Below are 17,978 nucleotides of genomic sequence, written 5' to 3' on the forward strand. Positions count from 1 at the left end.
CCGGGGGATCGTGCGGACTCCCGCGTTTGGGGGAATCCGTGGTTCTGGTGTTGCTCTTGCGAGCTGCCCTGCTCGGGGCGACCTTACTTGGTCGTCCCGGGCTTGGGCGCGCGGGTTGCGGGCTTCGGACCCGGCTTGCCCGCAGGCTTTGGTGGCATGGCCATTGGCTTGGGAACGGCCATTGGCTTCGGTGCCGCTGCCGGCTTGGCTGCGACGGCTGGCTTGGGGGCCGCTGCCGCTGCCGGCTTGCTGACCGCCGGACGTGCTGCTGCCGGTGCCTTTGAGGCTGCCGGACGGCTGGAAGCCTCGCGGGCGGGTGCCGACCTGACAGGGGCCTTGGCCGCTGCTGGGGCTGTCCTGACCGGGGCGACCTTTGGTGCCGCGGCTGCTGCGGCCTCTTCAGCCGCTGCCTCCGCACGTACCTTGGCAAGCTTTTCCATGATGTCCGACTCGATGACATCGGCAACGGAGCCGCCGATCTCGCCCTGGGGCTCCGAGGTGTCCATCTTGGCCTTCGGGTTGGCTGCCTTGGCCTTGTCGGCATCGCGCTGTTCCAAGCGACGGGCTTCGGCCTTGGCCTCTGCCTTGTTCTTGAGAGGCCCGACAACCATGACCATGTTTCGGCCATCGATACGTGGCGTCGACTCAACCAAGCCAACCTCGGCAACTGCCTCGGCAAACTTGTTCAACAGACGAATGCCCATTTCCGGACGCTGCTGTTCGCGGCCACGGAACTGGATCATGGCCTTGACCTTGTCACCGGCGCCCAGGAAGCGAAGGGCGTGTCCGACCTTGGTTTCGTAGTCGTGCGTGTCGATCTTCAGACGGAAACGAATTTCCTTCAGCACGGTGTTCGTCTGGTTCTTGCGCGTTTCACGTGCCTTGACTGCAGCCTCGTACTTGTACTTTCCGAAGTCCATCAACTTGCACACGGGAGGCTTGGCGGTAGGCGCCACCTCCACGAGATCAAGGTCGGACTCGACGGCAAGACGAAGTGCATCCTCAATACGGACAATGCCAACCTGTTCACCGGCAGGGCCGACAAGCCGCACCTCTGGGACGCGGATTCGATCATTAATGCGTGGATCGCTAATGTGTTGCTCCTGAGTAGTTCGAAGTTCGAGGCCACCGCAGCAAAAGGAAAGGCCCTCGGCTGCATGTGCAGGCGAAGGCCCCAGATTCGATCGATGAAAATTCATCCAGCCAACGAACCCCGCGGGGTCATCGGCACCGAACTTACCCGGCCGCCTGATTCGGCTGCTGCGGGTGGGAGTGGCCTCCACTTGCGTACTGGTTCCATGGCTCCTTGGTCACATCCACCCGGTGGGCGGCGCATCCAAGTACACGGATTCAGTCGGTCTATGGAAAGCTTAGCAGTATGAGCACCCCTGAAACCAATCCGGACTCCAACAACGCCACCAACGAGATCCGCGACATCGCCGAGGTGGCAGCCGTTGAAATCATCACCACCGCCGCCGTCCACCTCATGAGCGCCGCCGCCGTCAAATGCGGACTGGCCGAGGGCAACGACGCCGAAGAGCTGAAGGACCTTGACGAGGCCCGCAAGCTCATCACCGCCCTTGCAGGTTTGGTCGTCTCCGCATCCCCGGAAATCGGCTCCCAGCACGCCGGTCCGTTGCGCGACGGCCTGCGTTCGCTGCAGCTTGCCTTCCGCGAAGCCTCGACCTTCCCGGACGAGCCGGGCAAGGGCCCGGGCGAAAAGCTCACCGGCCCGGTGAACTAACACCCGCGTAACACTGCAAGATTTTGGCGGCTTGCGGTCGAGAGGTTGATCACAGAGCGGTTCCGGGCAGCCGGCACCGACTTGTTCCTCCCGGCCGCAGTGCCGAAAAATGCCCCGCTTCACGGCGGGGCATTTTTTGTTTGTCCCCCGGCTTATGCGTCTTGGATGAGAGTGCGTGCCCGGGTCGTGGCCCGGCGCCGGCGCACCTGCTGTGCCACCAAGGCCACCGCGCACACCACGGCGGCAATGGCACCGACCACGATGAATCCCGCGTTTGCACCGAACGAGTCCACGGTGGCACCGGTGATGGGCGAACCCAGTGCCGTGCCGGTGGTCAATGCCGAGCCGTACCAGCCCATGGCCTCCCCGCGCCGCTTTTCCGCCACCAGGTCGGTCAACCATTCCGAGGCCGCCGAGAGCACCGGCGCGCACAGCATGCCGGGCAGGATCGAGAGCAGGGCCAGTGACCAGGTGCCGGTGGCGAACGCCATCGGGACGGTGAGCACCGCCATGGCCAGCAGCAGCACAATCGGTGAGATGCGCCGGTTCTGGCTGCCGTAGATGAGCCCGCCCACCAGCGAGGCGCCGCACCAGAACAGGAAAACGATTCCCAGCTGGCCCTCGCTGTGCTGCGCGTCGAGCAGCGAAATGATGCCGACCTCGGTGCCCGAGAGCAGCAGCCCCGCGCCTGAGGCTGCAATGAACACCGCGATCACGGAGGCACTGACCCATCCGAACTTGTGACGGAAGCCGCGTCCGCGGGCGGAGATGCGCGCCCGCGTCGACTTGGCCCCGGCCAGGATCAACTCGCCCTCGACCTCTGCCAGGCCGCCGGGTCCGGCGGCGATCAGCGAGGCCTCGGCCCCGAGACGTTCCTCGTGCGGGTTGGCCTGGGTGGCCACGGCTCCGGGCTGGCCGGACCGGGTGGGCGGATTCAGGATCATCAGCGCCACGCCGCTGAGCGATGCCGCAGCGGCGATCCCGATCATCCCAACGGTGGTGTCCAGTGATGTGGCCACGATCCCCGCTGTTGCCGGTCCGACGATGAAAACCAGTTCGGTGCCCATCGCATCCAAGGCGAATGCCGACCGCCGGGTCTCCCCCGTGGTCATCACGCCCAGGGCGGTGCGGACCACTGAGAAGACCGGCAGGGAAAAGAGCCCGCCGAGGAACACGAGTGGCAGCACCCAGGTGAAAGAGACCTGGGGAACGATGCTCCACACCACGGCTTCGGCGATGATGGAGGGAATCAGCGCCCGACGCAGCCCGTACATGTCCACCACGTGTCCGCGCCAAGGTGCGCCCAGGGCGATGCCAATGGTCATCAGACCGACCACGAGACCGGCCGGGCCCCAGTCAAGTCCCAGTTCGTTGACCAGGTGCAGCAACAGGAGCAGGCCGACCGTGGCGTGCGGAAGCCGGGCCACCATGCCGATCAGCAGCAGCGGAGCCACACCCGGTTGCCGCAGCAACTGGCCGTAGCGACCGAATTTCATGCCGGCGTACCGGGATCCGAGGTTGGTCCTGCCTTCAGGGCAACCTCGAGCGAATCGACATTGTGGGCAAAGTCCGAGTTGGCCGACAACCGCGCGTGGATCCGCGAGACGCACTCGCGGGCCCCTGCCTCGTCGATACCCGGGCGGAAGGTGAATTCAAGGCGCAGTTCCGGTCCGGACCCCCCACCGGGCACGGACGTGCCTGCGGCGGTGCGCGAGCCCACCCCGCGTCCCGGTGCCATGTGGATCGCGGCGAGTGCCGCTTCGCTCGCTGCCTGTTCGGCAACCACGGCTGCCAGCTCCTCGCTGAGGTAGCTGGGGGTCCAGTCCTCTTGCCGGGCAAGGGCCCACATGCCCGGACGGCGCAGCACGAAGGTGAAGTCGGCGCCGGGGTCCAGGACCAGCATTTGGGCTTCCTCGCTCACGGCCGAAAGTGCAGCCCGCGGGGCGTAGACGGCCACGGGGCGCGCCTCGGCATGCCAGGCCTGGAGGTTCTCGACACTGCTGAACACCGGCAGGGCCTTCCGGCCGTCGGGAGCCGTGAGGGTGACCAGGGCCATGTCGGCTTCCTTGTCCTCGGCAAAGCCGTGTTCCCCCATGCCGCCTTCGGCCAGCTGGGCCACGACGGCGATGTAGACGCGGGCCCCTGCAAGGGCGGCATGGACCTGTTGCTCGGTGCCGCTTCCGGCGATGAGGCCCTCGAGGGCCGCCTTGAGCTGCGCGTCGATCAGGCCGTTGTCGTTGTCGAAGTTGTGCAGCGGGTTTCCCTCGCCGCCGAGGTCCCGGCCTTCCCAGCTTTGCCCCGCGGAATCTCCGGACCCGCCGGCGCGTGCCAGGGCGGCGGCGATATGTCCGGGCAGGTGGCGCTCTGCGCCTTGTCCGGCGGGGGAAGAAGGAGAATTCGTGCTCATATGCACATGCTATCTTGCGCCCACGTCAGGGGTGGATCGCGGGATTCGGTGCCTGTGGCCCGGGCGCCCATGTGCCGGGCCGATTCGTTGGGTGCCGGCGCCCCGGCGGTGTGGTGAAGCTCGCTCGGAGACACGGATGGGGGCAGTGCCGCAACGCGGCAGTGCCCCCATCCGATCGATGCCTGTTGCCGCCCGAAAGCGGCGGCCGCTGGATCCTAGCGGCGGCCTGCCACGTCCAGTGCTTCGGCCATGGTGAACTTGCCGGCGTACAGCGCCTTGCCCACGATCGCGCCTTCAACGCCGTTGGGGACCAGTTCGCGCAAAACGCGCAGGTCCTCAAGGCTGGAGATGCCGCCGGAAGCGATGACCGGCTTGTCGGTGCGCTTGCACATTTCGGCGAGCAGTTCGACGTTGGGTCCGCGCAGCGTTCCGTCCTTGGTCACGTCGGTGACCACGTAACGGGCGCATCCGGCATCTTCGAGGCGAGCCAGGACCTCCCAGATGTCCCCGCCCTCCTTGGTCCAGCCGCGGCCGGACAGCGTGGTTCCGCGCACGTCCAGGCCCACGGCGATCTTGTCGCCGTGGCGGGCGATGGCCCGTGCGGTCCACTCCGGGTTTTCCAGGGCGGCGGTGCCCAGATTGACACGGGTGGCGCCGAATTCCAGGGCGCGGTCGAGGGACTCGTCGTCGCGGATGCCGCCGGAGAGCTCGACCTTGATGGTCAGTTCCTTGGCAATGCGGCCCAGGATCTCGGTGTTGTGGCCGCGGCCGAAGGCAGCGTCCAGGTCCACCAGGTGCACCCATTCGGCTCCTGCGTTCTGCCACGCAAGTGCTGCCTCAAGCGGGTCGCCGTATCCGGTTTCGGATCCGGCCTCGCCCTGGACCAGGCGCACGGCCTGGCCGTCGGCCACGTCCACGGCGGGCAGCAATTCCAGGATGTTGTTTTGGTTCTCGATCATGATCATTCCTTGGTTTTTCCGGGCCGGCGCATTGGGGCCGGGTGATGCGAGGCGGGGCCGGCAACGATCGTGCCGGCCGGTGGGGGTGCCGGTTAAAGCGTCAGGGCGTAGGCTGCGAAGAGCGCCATCCCGGCCAGCACCCAGGCGGCGATGATCCAGGAGATATGGGCGCGTTGCTGGCGCAGCGAGAGCGCTCCGCCGGCCAGCAGGCCGGCGACCGCCATGAGGATGATGGACCACATGGTCTAGAGGGTCCCCAACCAGTTGCGCAGCAATTTGGCCCCGGCCTCGCCGGACTTCTCCGGGTGGAATTGCAGGGCGCACAGGGGCCCGTTCTCGATCCCGGCAATGAAGGGAACGCCGTGTTCGGCCCAGGTGACTTGCGGCGGGACCATCTTGGGCTGGGCGACGTCGAAGTTCCATTCCTGCACCGCGTAGGAGTGCACGAAGTAGAAGCGCTCGTCCTCGATACCGGCAAAGAGCTTGCTTCCGGCCGGCGGGGTAACGGTGTTCCATCCCATGTGCGGGACGACCGGGGCCTTGAGCAGCTCCACGGTGCCGGGCCATTCGGCCAGTCCCGGGGTGCGGATCCCGTGTTCCACTCCCTCGTCGAAGAAGACCTGGTGTCCGACGCAGACGCCGAGCACCGGGCGACCGCCGGCGATGCGGCGTCCGATCCAGCGGATGGCACCGACGTCCTTCAGTGCCTGCATGACGGCGGCAAAGGCACCGACCCCGGGAACGAAGAGCCCGTCGCATTCCAGGATGTCCTCGGGCTTGGCCGAGAGCTTGACCTCGGCGCCGGCTGCCTCAAGGGCCCTGACGGCCGAGCGGACGTTGCCGGAACCGTAGTCAAGGACGGTGACTGTCTTGGCCGCCATCTACAGCGCACCCTTCGTGGACGGGATGGCGTCGCCGATGCGGGCATCGGGTTGCACGGCTTCGCGCAGGGCGCGGGCAAATGCCTTGAACTGGGCCTCGACGATGTGGTGCGGGTCGCGTCCGGAAAGCACCTCGATGTGGGCGCAGATCTGGGCGTGGAAGGTCAGCGCCTCGAAGACGTGCCGGGTCATCGACCCCGTGAAGTGGCCGCCGATCAGGTGGTATTCCTGGCCTGCGGGCTCGCCGCCGTGGACCAGGTAGGGGCGCCCGGAGATGTCGACAACGGCGCGTGCCAGAGCCTCGTCCAGCGGGGCATAGGCGGTGCCGAAGCGGGTGATGCCCGCCTTGTTTCCCAGGGCGGTGCGCAGCACCTCGCCAATGGTGATGGCGGTGTCTTCGACGGTGTGGTGCACGTCGATGTGGATGTCTCCGGTGGCGCGCACCGTCAGGTCGATCAGCGAATGCTTCGAAAGCGCGGTCAGCATGTGGTCGTAGAACGGGACGCCGGTGCTGATTTCCGAGCGGCCGGTGCCGTCCAGATCAAGTTCGACAAAGACGGAGGACTCGCTGGTGATGCGTTCGAGGCGAGCGCGACGACCCGTGAGTTTTTCGGCAGACATGCACATTCCTTTAGATCAGGCGTTGAGACGAGGATGTGGTGCGGCGGCTGGCTCGTGCGCGACCGGGCATTTCGTGAAATTCGCCCGCCGCGTCCAGCGCCACCCCACCAAGTTTAGCGTGAGTGCGTGTGAGGACCCTGATCGAGCAGTTCCTCGAGACGGACAAGGAATGCGGTGGTTTCGTCCTCGGTGCCCGCGGTGACCCGAAGGTGGCCGGGAATCCCGACATCCCTGATGATCACTCCGGCCTCCAGCAGGCCCTCCCAGATGGCCTTGGTGTCCTTGACTCCCCCGAAGAACACGAAGTTCGAATCGCTGGAGGCAGGGCGCAGCCCCATGCGCGTGAGCTCGTTGACGATCCGGTCCCGCTGGACCTTGATGGCCTCGACGTTGGCCAGCAGGATGTCAGAGTGCTTCAACGCCGCATTCGCGGTCGCCTGGGTGACCGCCGAAAGGTGGTACGGCAGGCGCACCAGGCGGATCGCGTCGGTGACCTCCGGGGCCGCGGCAAGGTAGCCGAGGCGTGCTCCGGCCAAGGCGAAGGCCTTGGACATGGTGCGCGAGACAATGAGCCGCTCGCGATCGGGCAGCAGGGACAACGCCGAAGGCGTCCCGGTGTGGGCAAACTCCGCGTAGGCCTCGTCAACGATCACGATGGCGTTGCTGGCCCGGCCGGCTTCGTAGACGGCTTCGACGACGTCGAGTCCCAACGCGGTACCGGTGGGATTGTTGGGCGAACACAGGATGACAATGTTCGGCGCGGCCTCACGAACCTGTGCCGCCGCATCCTCCGCCGAAAGTCCATAGTCCTCGGAACGGATTCCCGCAACGTAGGTGGTGTCGGTCCCGGCTGCCAGCAGCGGATACATGGAGTAGGTGGGAGGGAAACTCAGGACGGTGCGGCCCGGCCCGCCGAAGGCCTGCAGGATTTGCTGGAGCACTTCGTTGGATCCGTTGGCTGCCCAGATGTTGTCCGCTTCGAGCCCGTGGCCCAGGAACGCGGCAAGACGTTCACGCAATTCGGTGAATTCACGGTCGGGATAACGGTTCAATCCCACGGCGGCCGCGGAGACTTCTTCGACAATGGCGCGATGCACTTCCGCGGGTAGCGGGTGGGTGTTTTCATTGACGTTCAACTGAATCGGTACGTCAATTTGGGGAGCACCGTAGGGTTCGAGACCTTGAAGATTTTCTCGCAGGGGCAGATTTGCCAGGCGATTTAGCCGTTCATTCACGGGCCAAGTCTACGGCGGTGGCAGGTGGGGCCAAGAATCTTCGCCGGCGCAGAGGGTAATAATCGGTTCGCAATGCCTTGTATCGGCGCCCATGGGAGCGCCGGTGCGGGGGCTAGCTTCCGGTGGGAACGAAGAGTTCGGCACCGGGGTGCAGCACCGAGCTGTTGAGGTTGTTGAGGTCGCCGATCTGTTGAACCGCATCGCGGGGCTCGAGCTGCGGAGCGAACTCGCGGGCAATCCCCCACAGCGTGTCCCCTTCGATGACGGTGACGCTGACCGCGTCAACGCCCAGGGGCACTTCCGCCGATGCGTTGGCCGGGGAAAGGAACAGGCCCAGGAGCATCAGTGCTGCGGCACTCACCACGAAGATGGGAAGCCCGATCAACACGAACTTTCCGCGACGGGTGAGCCGCAGGGGTGCCAGCGTTGGCTGGGATTCGGGCAGATAGTCGTTGGATGTTACAAGGTGGAGCGGGGCCGAGAAAGCAGTGTTTGCCACGTCTTTGCCTTTCCTCTGAATTCACGTGGTCGGCCGGGACCCTCGGGCGCCGAGTCGAACACGTGACGATTATTCGAACGCATCTTTCGAACATGTGTTCGTAGTGCGTATCTTATTTCTAGCACTTTTCGACGACACGTGTCCAGATCTGTTCGAACAAATCTTTGAAAGCAGTGACTTTGTCTACTAGGATGTCGGTTGTGAAGCGATGTATTTACTACATCAACCCACACCGACAATTTGCGGCACGCGCGGGCAACCGGCGACGATCGGGATGAGGCATTGACAATGACGACCGAACAACGAACCCCTCGACGCGACGCGAAGAGCCTGACCATTCGCCAGAAGAAGGTCCTGGAGACCATCCAGCGCTCCGTGAGCAGCAACGGCTACCCGCCGTCGATGCGTGAAATCGGGGACGCCGTGGGACTTGCCAGCCTCTCGAGCGTGACCCACCAGCTCAGCCAGCTCGAGAAACTTGGCTACATCAGGCGCGATCCGCGCCGCCCGCGCGCCATGGAGATCCTGCTGCCGTTGCAGCTCAAGAGCGAGGCCAAGCTCGAGGTGGTAGAGGGCCAGTCGGATCTCAGGGCAGCCAACGGCATGAACGTCTCGGAACTGACAACCTCCGCGGACACCGCCATGGTCCCCCTGGTGGGGCGCATTGCCGCCGGCGGACCGATCCTGGCCGACCAGGCGATCGAGGACGTTTTCGCCTTGCCGCGCCAGCTGGTGGGGCATGGCGAGCTCTTCATGCTCAAGGTCAGCGGCGACTCCATGATCGATGCCGCCATCTGCGACGGCGACTGGGTTGTCGTGAGACGCCAGCCGACGGCGAACAACGGCGACATCGTCGCCGCTTTGCTCGAGGACGAAGCCACGGTGAAGACCTTCCGCCAGCGCGATGGCCACACCTGGCTTTTGCCGCAGAACTCCCGATACGAACCGATCCTTGGTGACGCCGCAACCGTCATGGGCAAGGTCGTATCGGTCATGCGCTCCGTCTAGGTCCGCAGCCACTACTCATCCCGCAACACAGCGAGGGCCGATCATCGGATCGGCCCTCGCTGTTGTTTGCGCACCCTGCACATCTCCCGCGACCGGGATGCCGTCAAGGCAACGTACTCAGCCCTCGCTGAGCCTTTCGAGCGCGGAAATAACGGTGGCCTTGTTCGGTGTTGCCCACAGCGGTGGCAGGGATGCCCGCAGGAACGTTCCGTAGCGTTCGGTGGCCAGGCGCGAGTCGAGCACCGCGACCACGCCCTTGTCGTTGACCGAGCGGATCAGGCGGCCCGCACCCTGTGCCAGACGCACCGCCGCATGGCTTGCGGCCACGGCCATGAAACCGTTTCCGCCGTGCTTGGCGACATCGCGGCTGCGTGCCGAGGAGAGCGGATCATCCGGACGCGGGAACGGGATCTTGTCGATGATGACCAAGCGGCAGGCGTTGCCCGGCACATCGACGCCCTGCCACAGCGTCATCGTCCCAAAGAGGCAGGTATCGGGCTCCGCCGAGAACTGGTCGACCAGCGCCTTCATGCTGGACTCGCCCTGGCACAGGATGGGGATGTCCAGGCGTGCGCGCAGGATCTCCGCAGCGTCCTCGGCCGCGCGGCGGGAGGTAAACAGCGCCAGCGCCCCGCCGTTGGAGGCCTTGATGAGATCCTCGATCTCTGCCAGCGTCTCCTGGGACATTTGGCGCCCGGGCTTGGGCAGGTGCTTGGCAACGTAGAGGATGCCCTGCTTGGGATAGTCGAAGGGACTGCCGACGTCGACGCCGTTCCAGGTCGGCGCCCCGTCCCCCACGAGGCCCAGGGATCCTGCCACGGGCTCGAAGGCTGCACCGATGGCCAGGGTTGCGCTCGTGAGGATGACGGTGCGGCCGTCGAAGAGCCCTTCCCTGAGCTTTCCCGCCACCGAGAGCGGTGCAACCATCAAAGTCGGCTGGCTTGACTCGTCCGGTTGGACATAGCCCTCCCCGGGGCTGAAGTGGCCGGGCCGAGAGGCCCAGATCACCTCGCGCTCCTCGGTCATTTCAAGCATCTTGGTGCATTGCTCCACCAGGTACATGACCTGGGAACGGGCCATCTGGCGTCCCCCGTCCGCAGGGGCGTTGGCCTCGGGCTTGGAGTCGGAGAGCACCACGCGTGCGGCTTCGGCGATCTGGTTGATCGCGGCTTCCTGGTCCTCGTTCAGGCCGCGGGCCATGAGCCCGGTGGGCACTCCCTCCAGCGCACGCTGCAGGGCCTTGGCGCCCTGGTTCAGCGCGTCCACGCTCACCGAGCAGTGCTTGCGGGCAGCCGAAGCGGCGGTCTGGACCATGTTGACCGACAGCGGCCGCGTCACCGAGCTGGTCACGCGGTCCTGCAGTTCGTGGGCCTCGTCAATGATGACGGTGTCGAAGTCCGGCAGCACGGCCAGGCCCTCGAAGGCCGAGACGGCCAGCATGGCGTGGTTGGTGATCACCACGTCGGCGTCGGCCGCTCGGGCGCGTGCCAGTTCGCTGAAACATTCGGCGGCCATGGGGCACTTTTGCGCGCCCAGGCAGTCCATCGCGCTGACCGAAACCTGGCGCCAGGCCTTGTCGCTGACCCCCGGGGTCAGGTCGTCGCGGTCACCGCTGTCGGTTCGTTCGGCCCACTGCCGCAGGCGCACCACTTCCTGGCCCAGGGCAGAGCCGGGGCCCTCGGAGGAACCACCGAGAACGGGGGTGCCGGATTCCATGGAAAACAGGGCGCCCTCGTCGTCGTCCGGGTATCCGCCGCTGAGCTTGTACTGGCACACGTAGTTGGAGCGGCCCTTGACCAGGGCCACTTCCATCTCGCGTGGCAGCTTGTCCTTCAGGGACGTCAACAGGCGCGGCACATCGCGCCCGACGATCTGTGCCTGCAGCGCGAGGGTTGCGGTGGAAATCACCACAGGTTTTTCGGATCCCAGCGCGTGCGCCAGCGCCGGAACCAGATAGGCCATGGACTTGCCGGTTCCGGTTCCTGCCTGCACCAGCAGGTGTTCACCGGTTTCCATGGCGCGCACGACCTGGCGTGTCATCTCGTGCTGGCCCGGACGGCTTTGCCCGCCCATGCTGGACACTGCTTCGTCCAACAGGGCGATGACCTCTGATTCCTCAGCCATGAATACTAAATTGCTCCACTTCTGCGGCCATGCTTTCGCGGACCTTGACCATCATGCGGGTTCCCGTTTCGGTGTGTTCGACGGCCAGGATCTCGGCCTCGGCGCCGTGGAGCTTGTTGACCACGTCGCCTCGATCATAGGGAATCATCAATTCTAGTTGGACATTGGGCCTCGGGATTGCGGCGCTGATCCGGGCCTGCAATTCGTCGATGCCTTCGCCGGTGCGCGCCGAGACGATGACGTGGTTCGGCTCGCGCTGGCGCAGGCGCTCGACCACGAACGGGTCGGCGACATCCGCCTTGTTCAAGACGATGATCTCCGGGATGTTGCGCGCGTCGACGTCGTTGAGCACCTCGCGCACGGCCTGGATCTGTCCTTCCGGGTCCGGGTGCGACGCATCCACGACGTGCAGGATCAAATCGGCGTCGGCCACTTCCTCCAAGGTGGAGCGGAAGGCCTCGATCAGCTGGGTGGGCAGCGACTTCACGAAGCCGACGGTGTCAGCGAGCGTATAGGTCAGCCCGTCGCTGGTTTCGGCCTGGCGGACCGTGGGATCCAGCGTTGCGAACAAGGCGTTTTCGACCAGTGCCCCGGCATCCGTGAGCCGGTTGAGCAACGAGGACTTGCCGGCATTGGTGTACCCGGCAATGGCCACCGACGGCACCGCATTGCGCTTGCGGTTCGCGCGCTTGGACTCGCGGGCCGGGAGCATTCCCTTGATCTCCTTGCGGAGCTTTGCCATGCGGTCGCGAATGCGCCGGCGGTCCAGTTCGATCTTGGTTTCACCCGGGCCGCGGGATCCGATGCCGCCGCCTGCAGCACCCACGCGGCCACCGGCCTGGCGGGACATCGAGTCGCCCCAGCCGCGCAGGCGCGGCAGGAGGTATTCGAGCTGGGCGAGTTCGACCTGGGCGCGGCCCTCGTGGCTTTTGGCATGCTGGGCAAAGATGTCCAGGATCAAGGCGGTGCGGTCAATGACCTTGACCTTGACAACGTCTTCCAGGGCGCGGCGCTGCGACGGGGCGAGTTCGGTGTCGATGATGACGGTGTCGGCACCGGTGGCCGCCACGATTTCGCGCAATTCCAAGGCCTTGCCCGATCCCAGGTACGTGCCGGGATCCGGCTTTGCACGGCGCTGCACCATTCCGTCGAGTACTTCCGAACCCGCGGTCTCGGCCAGTGCCGCCAACTCGCGCAGCGAGTTTTCCGCATCCTGGGCAGTCCCCTCGTTCCAAATGCCGGCCAGCACGACGCGCTCGAGGCGCAGCTGGCGGTATTCGACCTCGGTGACGTCCTCGAGTTCGGTTGAAAGGCTGGCGCCGCGCCTCAGGGCTCGGCGTTCGGCCAACTCCTGCTGGTCGCCGTCGGAGGAGGAATGCTCGCCGGTGAGCTTGCTCAGGGCCTGGGCCCGTCCGGAGAGCACGCCCTCGTCTTCGGGTGCGCCGAAGTGGCTGCTCTTGCTGGCCGCGGCCTTGTCGCTGGCGAGGATCCGTTCGATGGCGGCTTGGAGCTTGGCCTCGTCCATCTCGTTGTCCTGCGGGCCGGAAGTTTGTGGATTGGTCATGTTCCCCTTAGTTTGCTGTATTCCAGAATAGTGCCCCGCACCCACAGAAGCGGCGTTGTGCGTGGATTGGTTGCTTGGATGTCCGGGTTCGGTGAATGGATGCATGGTTTGCTCCTTGGGCTGGATGCCGCGCGCGGGTCGGCAAGCGCCGAATTTGGTGTCAGTGTCAGTGGCACGATCGAGTCGGAGTCTCGCTCGTGCTGGGAATGGCGATTGCGTGGGGCCGGCGCCTGCCTAGGCGGCGCGGGCCATGTCGATCGCGAAAAGTGATGCGCCCTCGCGCGAACAGGATCTTGGAAACGTTGTGGTTTCGAAGGTTCGCCTCGGCGGAATGACTTTTCGGCGCGACAGCCAATCGCCCTCAGGGGGCCGCCTTCCAGCCAATGAGCCTGCAGCTCTAGTGGGGGAAGGACCCGGGGTCGATGGTGTGCTTGATGCGTCTTACAGGAAAGTCATAGGGAAAACTCTATCACTTGCCCCGGCTTGGCGCATTGAGGCATCTCACACACTTCCAGCGCCCGAATTCGTGCCTCGGGTTTGGGTTTGCCGCCCCCGGGCGGTTAACCTGCCAAGATGAGCCCGGAACATTATTTCAGCGCCCAGCCTTCCACCCCAGAGAAGCGGCGCCACATCAGCGTCGAGTTGCGCGGCGCCGTGCACAAGGTGCAAACCTCCGGCGGCATCTTCAGCCCGGACAGAATCGACAAGGGAACCGCCATTCTCCTGGACGGCGTTCCCGATCCCTCGGTCAGCGGAAACCTCCTGGACATCGGCTGCGGCTGGGGACCGATTGCGCTCTCGATGGCCATGGCCTCCCCGGAGGCGACGGTGTACGGGATTGATGTGAATGAGCGAAGCCTCGGCCTGACCCGTGACAATGCCGCAGCCCTGGGATTGAAAAACGTGGTCGTGGCGCTTCCCGAAGCAATCGACCCGGATCTGACATTCGACACGATGTGGTCGAATCCTCCGATCCGCATCGGCAAAGAGGCCCTGCACGAGCTTTTGCTGCTGTGGCTTCCGCGACTGGCCCCGGGCGGGATCGCCTGGATGGTGGTCCAGAAGAACCTCGGCGCCGATTCCCTGCAGAAGTGGCTGGGCACTGTCCTGCCCCAGGACTGGGACATCGAGCGGGTCTCGACGGACAAGGCCTTCCGCATCCTGCGCGTGGCGCGCCCCGAGGCCTCCTAGCCCTCTTTACGCCAATGGCCGGATTCCCCTTGAGGGAATCCGGCCATTGCTGTCTCAGATCTCGGTGATCCGGCCGCGGGAGACCAGGACTGCGGGCCCGCTGAGCACCACGTGTTCGCGTCCCGTGGCTCCCCGGGTGAACTCGATGCCCACCTCGCCGCCGGGCACCTGGACCTTCCAGTTTCGGGTGTCCTGGGCCTGGGCCCAGTGTCGGGTGGCAGCGGCGGCGGCGCAGGCCCCGGTGCCGCACGACAGGGTCTCCCCCACGCCGCGTTCGTGCACGCGCATGCGCAAGGACCCGACACCGTCTTGGACCACCGGGTCTGCGGCAAGGACGTATTCGACGTTGGTGCCGTGCGGGGGCAGCGGCTGCACCTCGGGGATCGCAAAGAGCTCCAGGTTTTCCAATTCACCGGCGTTGGCCAGTGCCACGACGGTGTGGGGGTTGCCCATGGAAATGCTCAGGGCACCGCGGGCATTGCCCAGTCCGGCGGTGGAAACCTTCGAATCCAGCCCGTTTTGCTTGGCTGCCTGCTCGAAGATGAACTCCCAGGGACCCATGTCCACGGCATATCCGTCCTCAAGGCGGGTCACCAGCTTCACTCCGGCCCGCGTGCCAATGGCCAGCTGCTCCCCCACCGGAAGCTCCACCAGCTTTTCGCTCAGCAGGAAATGGACGAACACGCGCACGCCATTGCCGCACATCTCCGACACGGAGCCGTCCCCGTTGCGGTAGTCCATGAACCAATAGGCCTCGGGGCTCGTTTCCAGGACTGCCCTGCCCTCCGCCAGCGCGCTGGAGGGAACCGCGCGGATCAAGCCGTCGGCGCCAATGCCGCGGTGCCTGTCACAAAGCGCGGCGACCTGTTCGGCCTCGAGCCGGTGATCATCCGCCGGGTCGGAAATGAGGACGAAATCGTTTCCGGTTCCGTGTCCCTTGGCATAGCTCAGGCCACCCACGATGGACTGCAGGGTTGGCGTGGTCGTCATGGCGGGTTTGCTCGCACTCATGCCTCCAAGGATACGGGGATCCAGGCCGCGGCACCTATTTCCGGCCAGCCCCCGCCAAGGCCGCGGATCAAGGTTTCCGGATAGTCTCCAGGACCCTCGGCAGCATGTGGGGATCCGTCGGGTCAAACCAGTTCACCCGGTCATCGGCCCCGAACCAGGTGACCTGCCGGCGCGCAAATTGGCGCGTGGCAATCACCGTCTTTTCCGTGGCTTCCTTCACCGACATGGTGCCGTCGAGCACCGCCAGGAACTGGGCGTAGCCGATGGCCCGCGAGGCGGTCTTCCCATCCCGAAGCCCCTGGGCATCAAGCCGGCGCACCTCCTCCAGCAGACCGAGCTCGACCATCTTGCCCACCCGTGCCGCCAACCGATCGTGCAACAGGGCACGGTCGAGGTTCAGTCCGATCTGGAGCGCAGGGACGTGGTACTGCCGCCGGGGCATGAAGGAGCTGAACGGCTTGCCGCTGATTTCGTGGACTTCCAGGGCCCGGATCAGTCGCCGGTCATCAAGGTTCCTGGCGGCTGACTCGGGATCGACCTCAGCCAGGCGTGCTGCCAACGGGGCAATGCCCGCCTGCGCCGCCTCGGATTCCAGCCGCCGGCGAACGTCCGGGTCGGTCGGCGGGAAATCAATCTCGTCCAGGGCAGCACGTACATACAGGCCGGACCCGCCGACCAGGATGGGCACCAACCCGCGGGCGCGGATCTCGCCGAAGACCTGGCGTGCCTCGGCCTGGAAACGTGCCACGCTGGCCTCTTGGCGGACATCCATGATGTCGAGCAGGTGGTGCGGTACCCCGCCGCGTTCGGCCGGCGGAAGCTTGGCGGTGCCGATGTCCATCCCGCGGTAGAACTGCAGGGCATCGGCGTTGACTATTTCCCCGCCCAGTTCCTTGGCAAGGGCGATCGCCAGATCGGACTTTCCCGTCCCGGTGGGGCCAACGACCGCCAGGACCGGCAACTGCTCGGAGGCCATGCCCCTAGCCGCGGACCATCAGGGAGGGCATGCCCAGGTTGGTCTTGCTCCCGGTCGGGCCCGAACCGGGGGTGGGAACCCCGCAGCTTTCGGCTTGGGCGCGGTCCCACGCGTCGCCGGCGCGCGAGCGGCGCAGCGAGTACTGGTCGGTGGTCGGGTCGGAGACCAGGTGGAAGGCTGCGGCCCCGGTGACCGGCACAGTGACCAAGTCGCCCGGACGCGGTGCCTCGGCGCCGGCCGGCACGGAGAAGTGCACCAGGCGCTGGTCGGTGGTCCTGCCGGAGAGACGGTGGGTTTCCCCGGCCTTGCGGCCGGACTGCTCGGTCACCAACACCTCGACGGTGCGCCCGACCTGCTTGGCGTTCTCTTCCTTGGCGATGCGGTCCTGCAACGCAGTGAGCCGTTCGTAGCGTTCCTGCACCACGGCCTTGGGCAGCTGGTCCGGCAGGTCGGCGGCCGGGGTGCCAGGGCGCTTGGAGTACTGGAAGGTGAAGGCGGTGGAGAAGCGGGAGGCCTCGACCACGTCCAAGGTCCCTTGGAAGTCCTCTTCGGTCTCGCCCGGGAACCCGACGATGATGTCGGTGGTGATGGCAGCGTGCGGGATGCGCTCACGCACCTTGTCCAGGATGCCCAGGAACTTCTTCGAGCGGTAGGAGCGGCGCATGTCCTTGAGGACCTTGTCCGAGCCGGACTGCAACGGCATGTGCAGCTGCGGCATCACGTTGGGGGTCTCGGCCATGGCGTCGATGACGTCGTCGGTGAAGGCGGCCGGGTGCGGGCTGGTGAAGCGCACGCGCTCCAGGCCCTCGATCTGTCCGCAGGCGCGCAGCAGTTTTCCGAAGGCGAGCTTGTCGCCGAATTCGACGCCGTAGGAGTTCACGTTCTGACCCAGCAGGGTGACCTCGATCGCGCCGTCCGCCACCAGCGCCTCGATCTCTGCGAGGATCTCGCCGGGTCGGCGGTCCCTCTCCTTGCCGCGCAGCGAGGGCACGATGCAGAAGGTACAGGTGTTGTTGCAGCCCACGGAGATCGACACCCAGCCGGCGTACACCGACTCGCGGCGCGTGGGCAGGGTCGAGGGGAAGACGTCCAGGGACTCAAGGATCTCCAGCTCGGCCTGCTTGTTGTGGCGCGAGCGGGCGAGCAGGGTGGGCAGCGAACCGATGTTGTGGGTGCCAAAGACAACGTCGACCCAGGGGGCCTTCTTCAGGATGGTGTCGCGGTCCTTCTGGGCCAGGCACCCGCCGACGGCGATCTGCATGTTCGGGCGTTCGCGCTTCAGCGGTGCAAGCATGCCCAGGTTGCCGTAGAGCTTGTTGTCAGCGTTCTCTCGCACGGCGCAGGTGTTGAACACGACCACGTCGGCGACCTCGCCGGTCAAGGCTGCGTCCTTGCGCTCCAGCCCGGCGTCCTCCAGCAGGCCGGAGAGGCGTTCGGAATCATGCACGTTCATCTGGCAGCCGTAGGTGCGCACCTCGTAGGTGCGGGGCAGCTCTTCGCCGTCAATCTGGGTCATCGGTTCGCGCTCAGTCACCGTTCAAGGTTACCCAAAGTTTCGGGGAGCAACATCTTGGGTCATGGGCAGCTCCTGGGAATGGCGGGTTCCCGCTCTCTGCCCCCTCATTCGCCGGTGTACCTTCGGTGGCGGAACGGCGAGTTCCCGGACGGTGCCGGGAAAAACGAAGCCCAACGGTACCGGATCCCGTCGTCCACCCGAACCCTGCAGCGCTTCGATCGGCGGGGCGCCGAACGCCACGA

17 protein-coding genes are annotated in these 17,978 nt (G+C 65.7%); 3 read left to right on the forward strand and 14 right to left on the reverse strand.

Going from position 1 to position 17,978, the window contains the following annotated elements; all coding sequences use genetic code 11:
• Positions 1-83 precede the first annotated feature (83 nt).
• Positions 84-1,052: a translation initiation factor IF-3 gene (gene infC, locus OIU93_RS11875; RefSeq protein ID WP_372342916.1), complete on the reverse strand. Its 969-nt coding sequence runs from the start codon at positions 1,050-1,052 to the stop codon at positions 84-86.
• Between the two features lie 326 nt (positions 1,053-1,378).
• Between infC and OIU93_RS11880 the strand changes: the two genes are divergently transcribed.
• Positions 1,379-1,744 carry a DUF1844 domain-containing protein gene (locus OIU93_RS11880; protein WP_264270288.1) on the forward strand — a complete coding sequence of 122 codons (366 nt, stop codon included), beginning with the start codon at positions 1,379-1,381 and terminating at the stop codon, positions 1,742-1,744.
• A gap of 152 nt (positions 1,745-1,896) precedes the next feature.
• Here the strand turns inward: OIU93_RS11880 and OIU93_RS11885 are convergent, their stop codons facing one another.
• From OIU93_RS11885 to OIU93_RS11920, 8 genes are all read right to left on the reverse strand, one after another.
• Positions 1,897-3,240 carry an MFS transporter gene (locus OIU93_RS11885; RefSeq protein ID WP_264270289.1) on the reverse strand — a complete coding sequence of 448 codons (1,344 nt, stop codon included), beginning with the start codon at positions 3,238-3,240 and terminating at the stop codon, positions 1,897-1,899.
• Positions 3,237-4,151, reverse strand: a complete 915-nt coding sequence (locus OIU93_RS11890) for an SseB family protein (protein WP_264270290.1) — start codon at positions 4,149-4,151, stop codon at positions 3,237-3,239. Before OIU93_RS11890 ends, OIU93_RS11885 begins: the two co-directional genes overlap by 4 nt.
• A gap of 215 nt (positions 4,152-4,366) precedes the next feature.
• A complete protein-coding gene (gene priA / locus OIU93_RS11895; RefSeq protein ID WP_264270291.1) occupies positions 4,367-5,110 on the reverse strand; it encodes a bifunctional 1-(5-phosphoribosyl)-5-((5-phosphoribosylamino)methylideneamino)imidazole-4-carboxamide isomerase/phosphoribosylanthranilate isomerase PriA in 744 nt (247 codons plus the stop codon).
• A gap of 92 nt (positions 5,111-5,202) precedes the next feature.
• Positions 5,203-5,352, reverse strand: a complete 150-nt coding sequence (locus tag OIU93_RS11900; RefSeq protein WP_264270292.1) for a hypothetical protein — start codon at positions 5,350-5,352, stop codon at positions 5,203-5,205.
• Positions 5,353-5,355: 3 nt separating this feature from the next.
• Entirely contained in the window at positions 5,356-5,991 is a 636-nt protein-coding gene (gene hisH, locus OIU93_RS11905) for an imidazole glycerol phosphate synthase subunit HisH (RefSeq protein WP_264270293.1), read from the reverse strand.
• Positions 5,992-6,612, reverse strand: a complete 621-nt coding sequence (hisB, locus tag OIU93_RS11910; protein ID WP_264270294.1) for an imidazoleglycerol-phosphate dehydratase HisB — start codon at positions 6,610-6,612, stop codon at positions 5,992-5,994.
• A gap of 113 nt (positions 6,613-6,725) precedes the next feature.
• Positions 6,726-7,847 (reverse strand): histidinol-phosphate transaminase, encoded by a 1,122-nt coding sequence (locus tag OIU93_RS11915; RefSeq protein ID WP_264270295.1) that lies wholly within the window; start codon positions 7,845-7,847, stop codon positions 6,726-6,728.
• A 112-nt stretch (positions 7,848-7,959) separates the two neighbouring features.
• Complete coding sequence (locus tag OIU93_RS11920; RefSeq protein WP_264270296.1) at positions 7,960-8,346, reverse strand: LysM peptidoglycan-binding domain-containing protein; 387 nt, start codon at positions 8,344-8,346, stop codon at positions 7,960-7,962.
• 288 nt (positions 8,347-8,634) lie between these two features.
• On the opposite strand from OIU93_RS11920, the gene lexA reads away from it, so the two are divergent.
• A complete protein-coding gene (gene lexA, locus OIU93_RS11925; protein WP_264270297.1) occupies positions 8,635-9,354 on the forward strand; it encodes a transcriptional repressor LexA in 720 nt (239 codons plus the stop codon).
• A 117-nt stretch (positions 9,355-9,471) separates the two neighbouring features.
• Here lexA and OIU93_RS11930 read toward each other — a convergent pair whose 3' ends face one another.
• Together OIU93_RS11930 and hflX are read right to left on the reverse strand one after the other, a co-directional pair.
• Positions 9,472-11,478 (reverse strand): ATP-dependent DNA helicase, encoded by a 2,007-nt coding sequence (locus OIU93_RS11930; RefSeq protein WP_264270298.1) that lies wholly within the window; start codon positions 11,476-11,478, stop codon positions 9,472-9,474.
• Positions 11,471-13,042 carry a GTPase HflX gene (gene hflX, locus OIU93_RS11935; protein WP_264270299.1) on the reverse strand — a complete coding sequence of 524 codons (1,572 nt, stop codon included), beginning with the start codon at positions 13,040-13,042 and terminating at the stop codon, positions 11,471-11,473. The genes OIU93_RS11930 and hflX overlap by 8 nt, the downstream gene beginning before the upstream one ends.
• A gap of 573 nt (positions 13,043-13,615) precedes the next feature.
• Here hflX and OIU93_RS11940 point away from each other — a divergent pair.
• Positions 13,616-14,233: a class I SAM-dependent methyltransferase gene (locus OIU93_RS11940; RefSeq protein ID WP_264270300.1), complete on the forward strand. Its 618-nt coding sequence runs from the start codon at positions 13,616-13,618 to the stop codon at positions 14,231-14,233.
• Between the two features lie 54 nt (positions 14,234-14,287).
• Here the strand turns inward: OIU93_RS11940 and dapF are convergent, their stop codons facing one another.
• The 3 genes from dapF to miaB all read right to left on the reverse strand — a co-directional run bounded on the left by dapF (position 14,288) and on the right by miaB (position 17,736).
• Positions 14,288-15,244 carry a diaminopimelate epimerase gene (gene dapF / locus OIU93_RS11945; RefSeq protein ID WP_264270301.1) on the reverse strand — a complete coding sequence of 319 codons (957 nt, stop codon included), beginning with the start codon at positions 15,242-15,244 and terminating at the stop codon, positions 14,288-14,290.
• 67 nt (positions 15,245-15,311) lie between these two features.
• Entirely contained in the window at positions 15,312-16,220 is a 909-nt protein-coding gene (miaA, locus tag OIU93_RS11950) for a tRNA (adenosine(37)-N6)-dimethylallyltransferase MiaA (protein ID WP_264270302.1), read from the reverse strand.
• 4 nt (positions 16,221-16,224) lie between these two features.
• The gene (gene miaB, locus OIU93_RS11955) at positions 16,225-17,736 is read right to left on the reverse strand and encodes a tRNA (N6-isopentenyl adenosine(37)-C2)-methylthiotransferase MiaB (protein WP_264270365.1); all 1,512 of its coding nucleotides are present in this window, start codon (positions 17,734-17,736) and stop codon (positions 16,225-16,227) included.
• Between the last annotated feature and the right edge of the window lie 242 nt (positions 17,737-17,978).

This window comes from Paeniglutamicibacter sp. ZC-3 (assembly GCF_025847175.2).
In the GTDB taxonomy this organism is placed as follows: domain Bacteria; phylum Actinomycetota; class Actinomycetes; order Actinomycetales; family Micrococcaceae; genus Paeniglutamicibacter; species Paeniglutamicibacter sulfureus.

Excerpts from the sequence above, each read along its gene's own strand:
- OIU93_RS11940 (WP_264270300.1), top strand. The coding sequence starts at position 13,616 with ATGAGCCCGGAACATTATTTCAGCGCCCAGCCTTCCACCCCAGAGAAG.
- OIU93_RS11885 (WP_264270289.1), bottom strand. The coding sequence starts at position 3,240 with ATGAAATTCGGTCGCTACGGCCAGTTGCTGCGGCAACCGGGTGTGGCT.
- OIU93_RS11930 (WP_264270298.1), bottom strand. The coding sequence starts at position 11,478 with ATGGCTGAGGAATCAGAGGTCATCGCCCTGTTGGACGAAGCAGTGTCC.
- OIU93_RS11880 (WP_264270288.1), top strand. The coding sequence starts at position 1,379 with ATGAGCACCCCTGAAACCAATCCGGACTCCAACAACGCCACCAACGAG.
- miaA (WP_264270302.1), bottom strand. The coding sequence starts at position 16,220 with ATGGCCTCCGAGCAGTTGCCGGTCCTGGCGGTCGTTGGCCCCACCGGG.
- hisH (WP_264270293.1), bottom strand. The coding sequence starts at position 5,991 with ATGGCGGCCAAGACAGTCACCGTCCTTGACTACGGTTCCGGCAACGTC.
- OIU93_RS11900 (WP_264270292.1), bottom strand. The coding sequence starts at position 5,352 with ATGTGGTCCATCATCCTCATGGCGGTCGCCGGCCTGCTGGCCGGCGGA.
- priA (WP_264270291.1), bottom strand. The coding sequence starts at position 5,110 with ATGATCGAGAACCAAAACAACATCCTGGAATTGCTGCCCGCCGTGGAC.
- dapF (WP_264270301.1), bottom strand. The coding sequence starts at position 15,244 with ATGAGTGCGAGCAAACCCGCCATGACGACCACGCCAACCCTGCAGTCC.
- lexA (WP_264270297.1), top strand. The coding sequence starts at position 8,635 with ATGACGACCGAACAACGAACCCCTCGACGCGACGCGAAGAGCCTGACC.
- hflX (WP_264270299.1), bottom strand. The coding sequence starts at position 13,042 with ATGACCAATCCACAAACTTCCGGCCCGCAGGACAACGAGATGGACGAG.
- miaB (WP_264270365.1), bottom strand. The coding sequence starts at position 17,736 with ATGACCCAGATTGACGGCGAAGAGCTGCCCCGCACCTACGAGGTGCGC.
- OIU93_RS11890 (WP_264270290.1), bottom strand. The coding sequence starts at position 4,151 with ATGAGCACGAATTCTCCTTCTTCCCCCGCCGGACAAGGCGCAGAGCGC.
- hisB (WP_264270294.1), bottom strand. The coding sequence starts at position 6,612 with ATGTCTGCCGAAAAACTCACGGGTCGTCGCGCTCGCCTCGAACGCATC.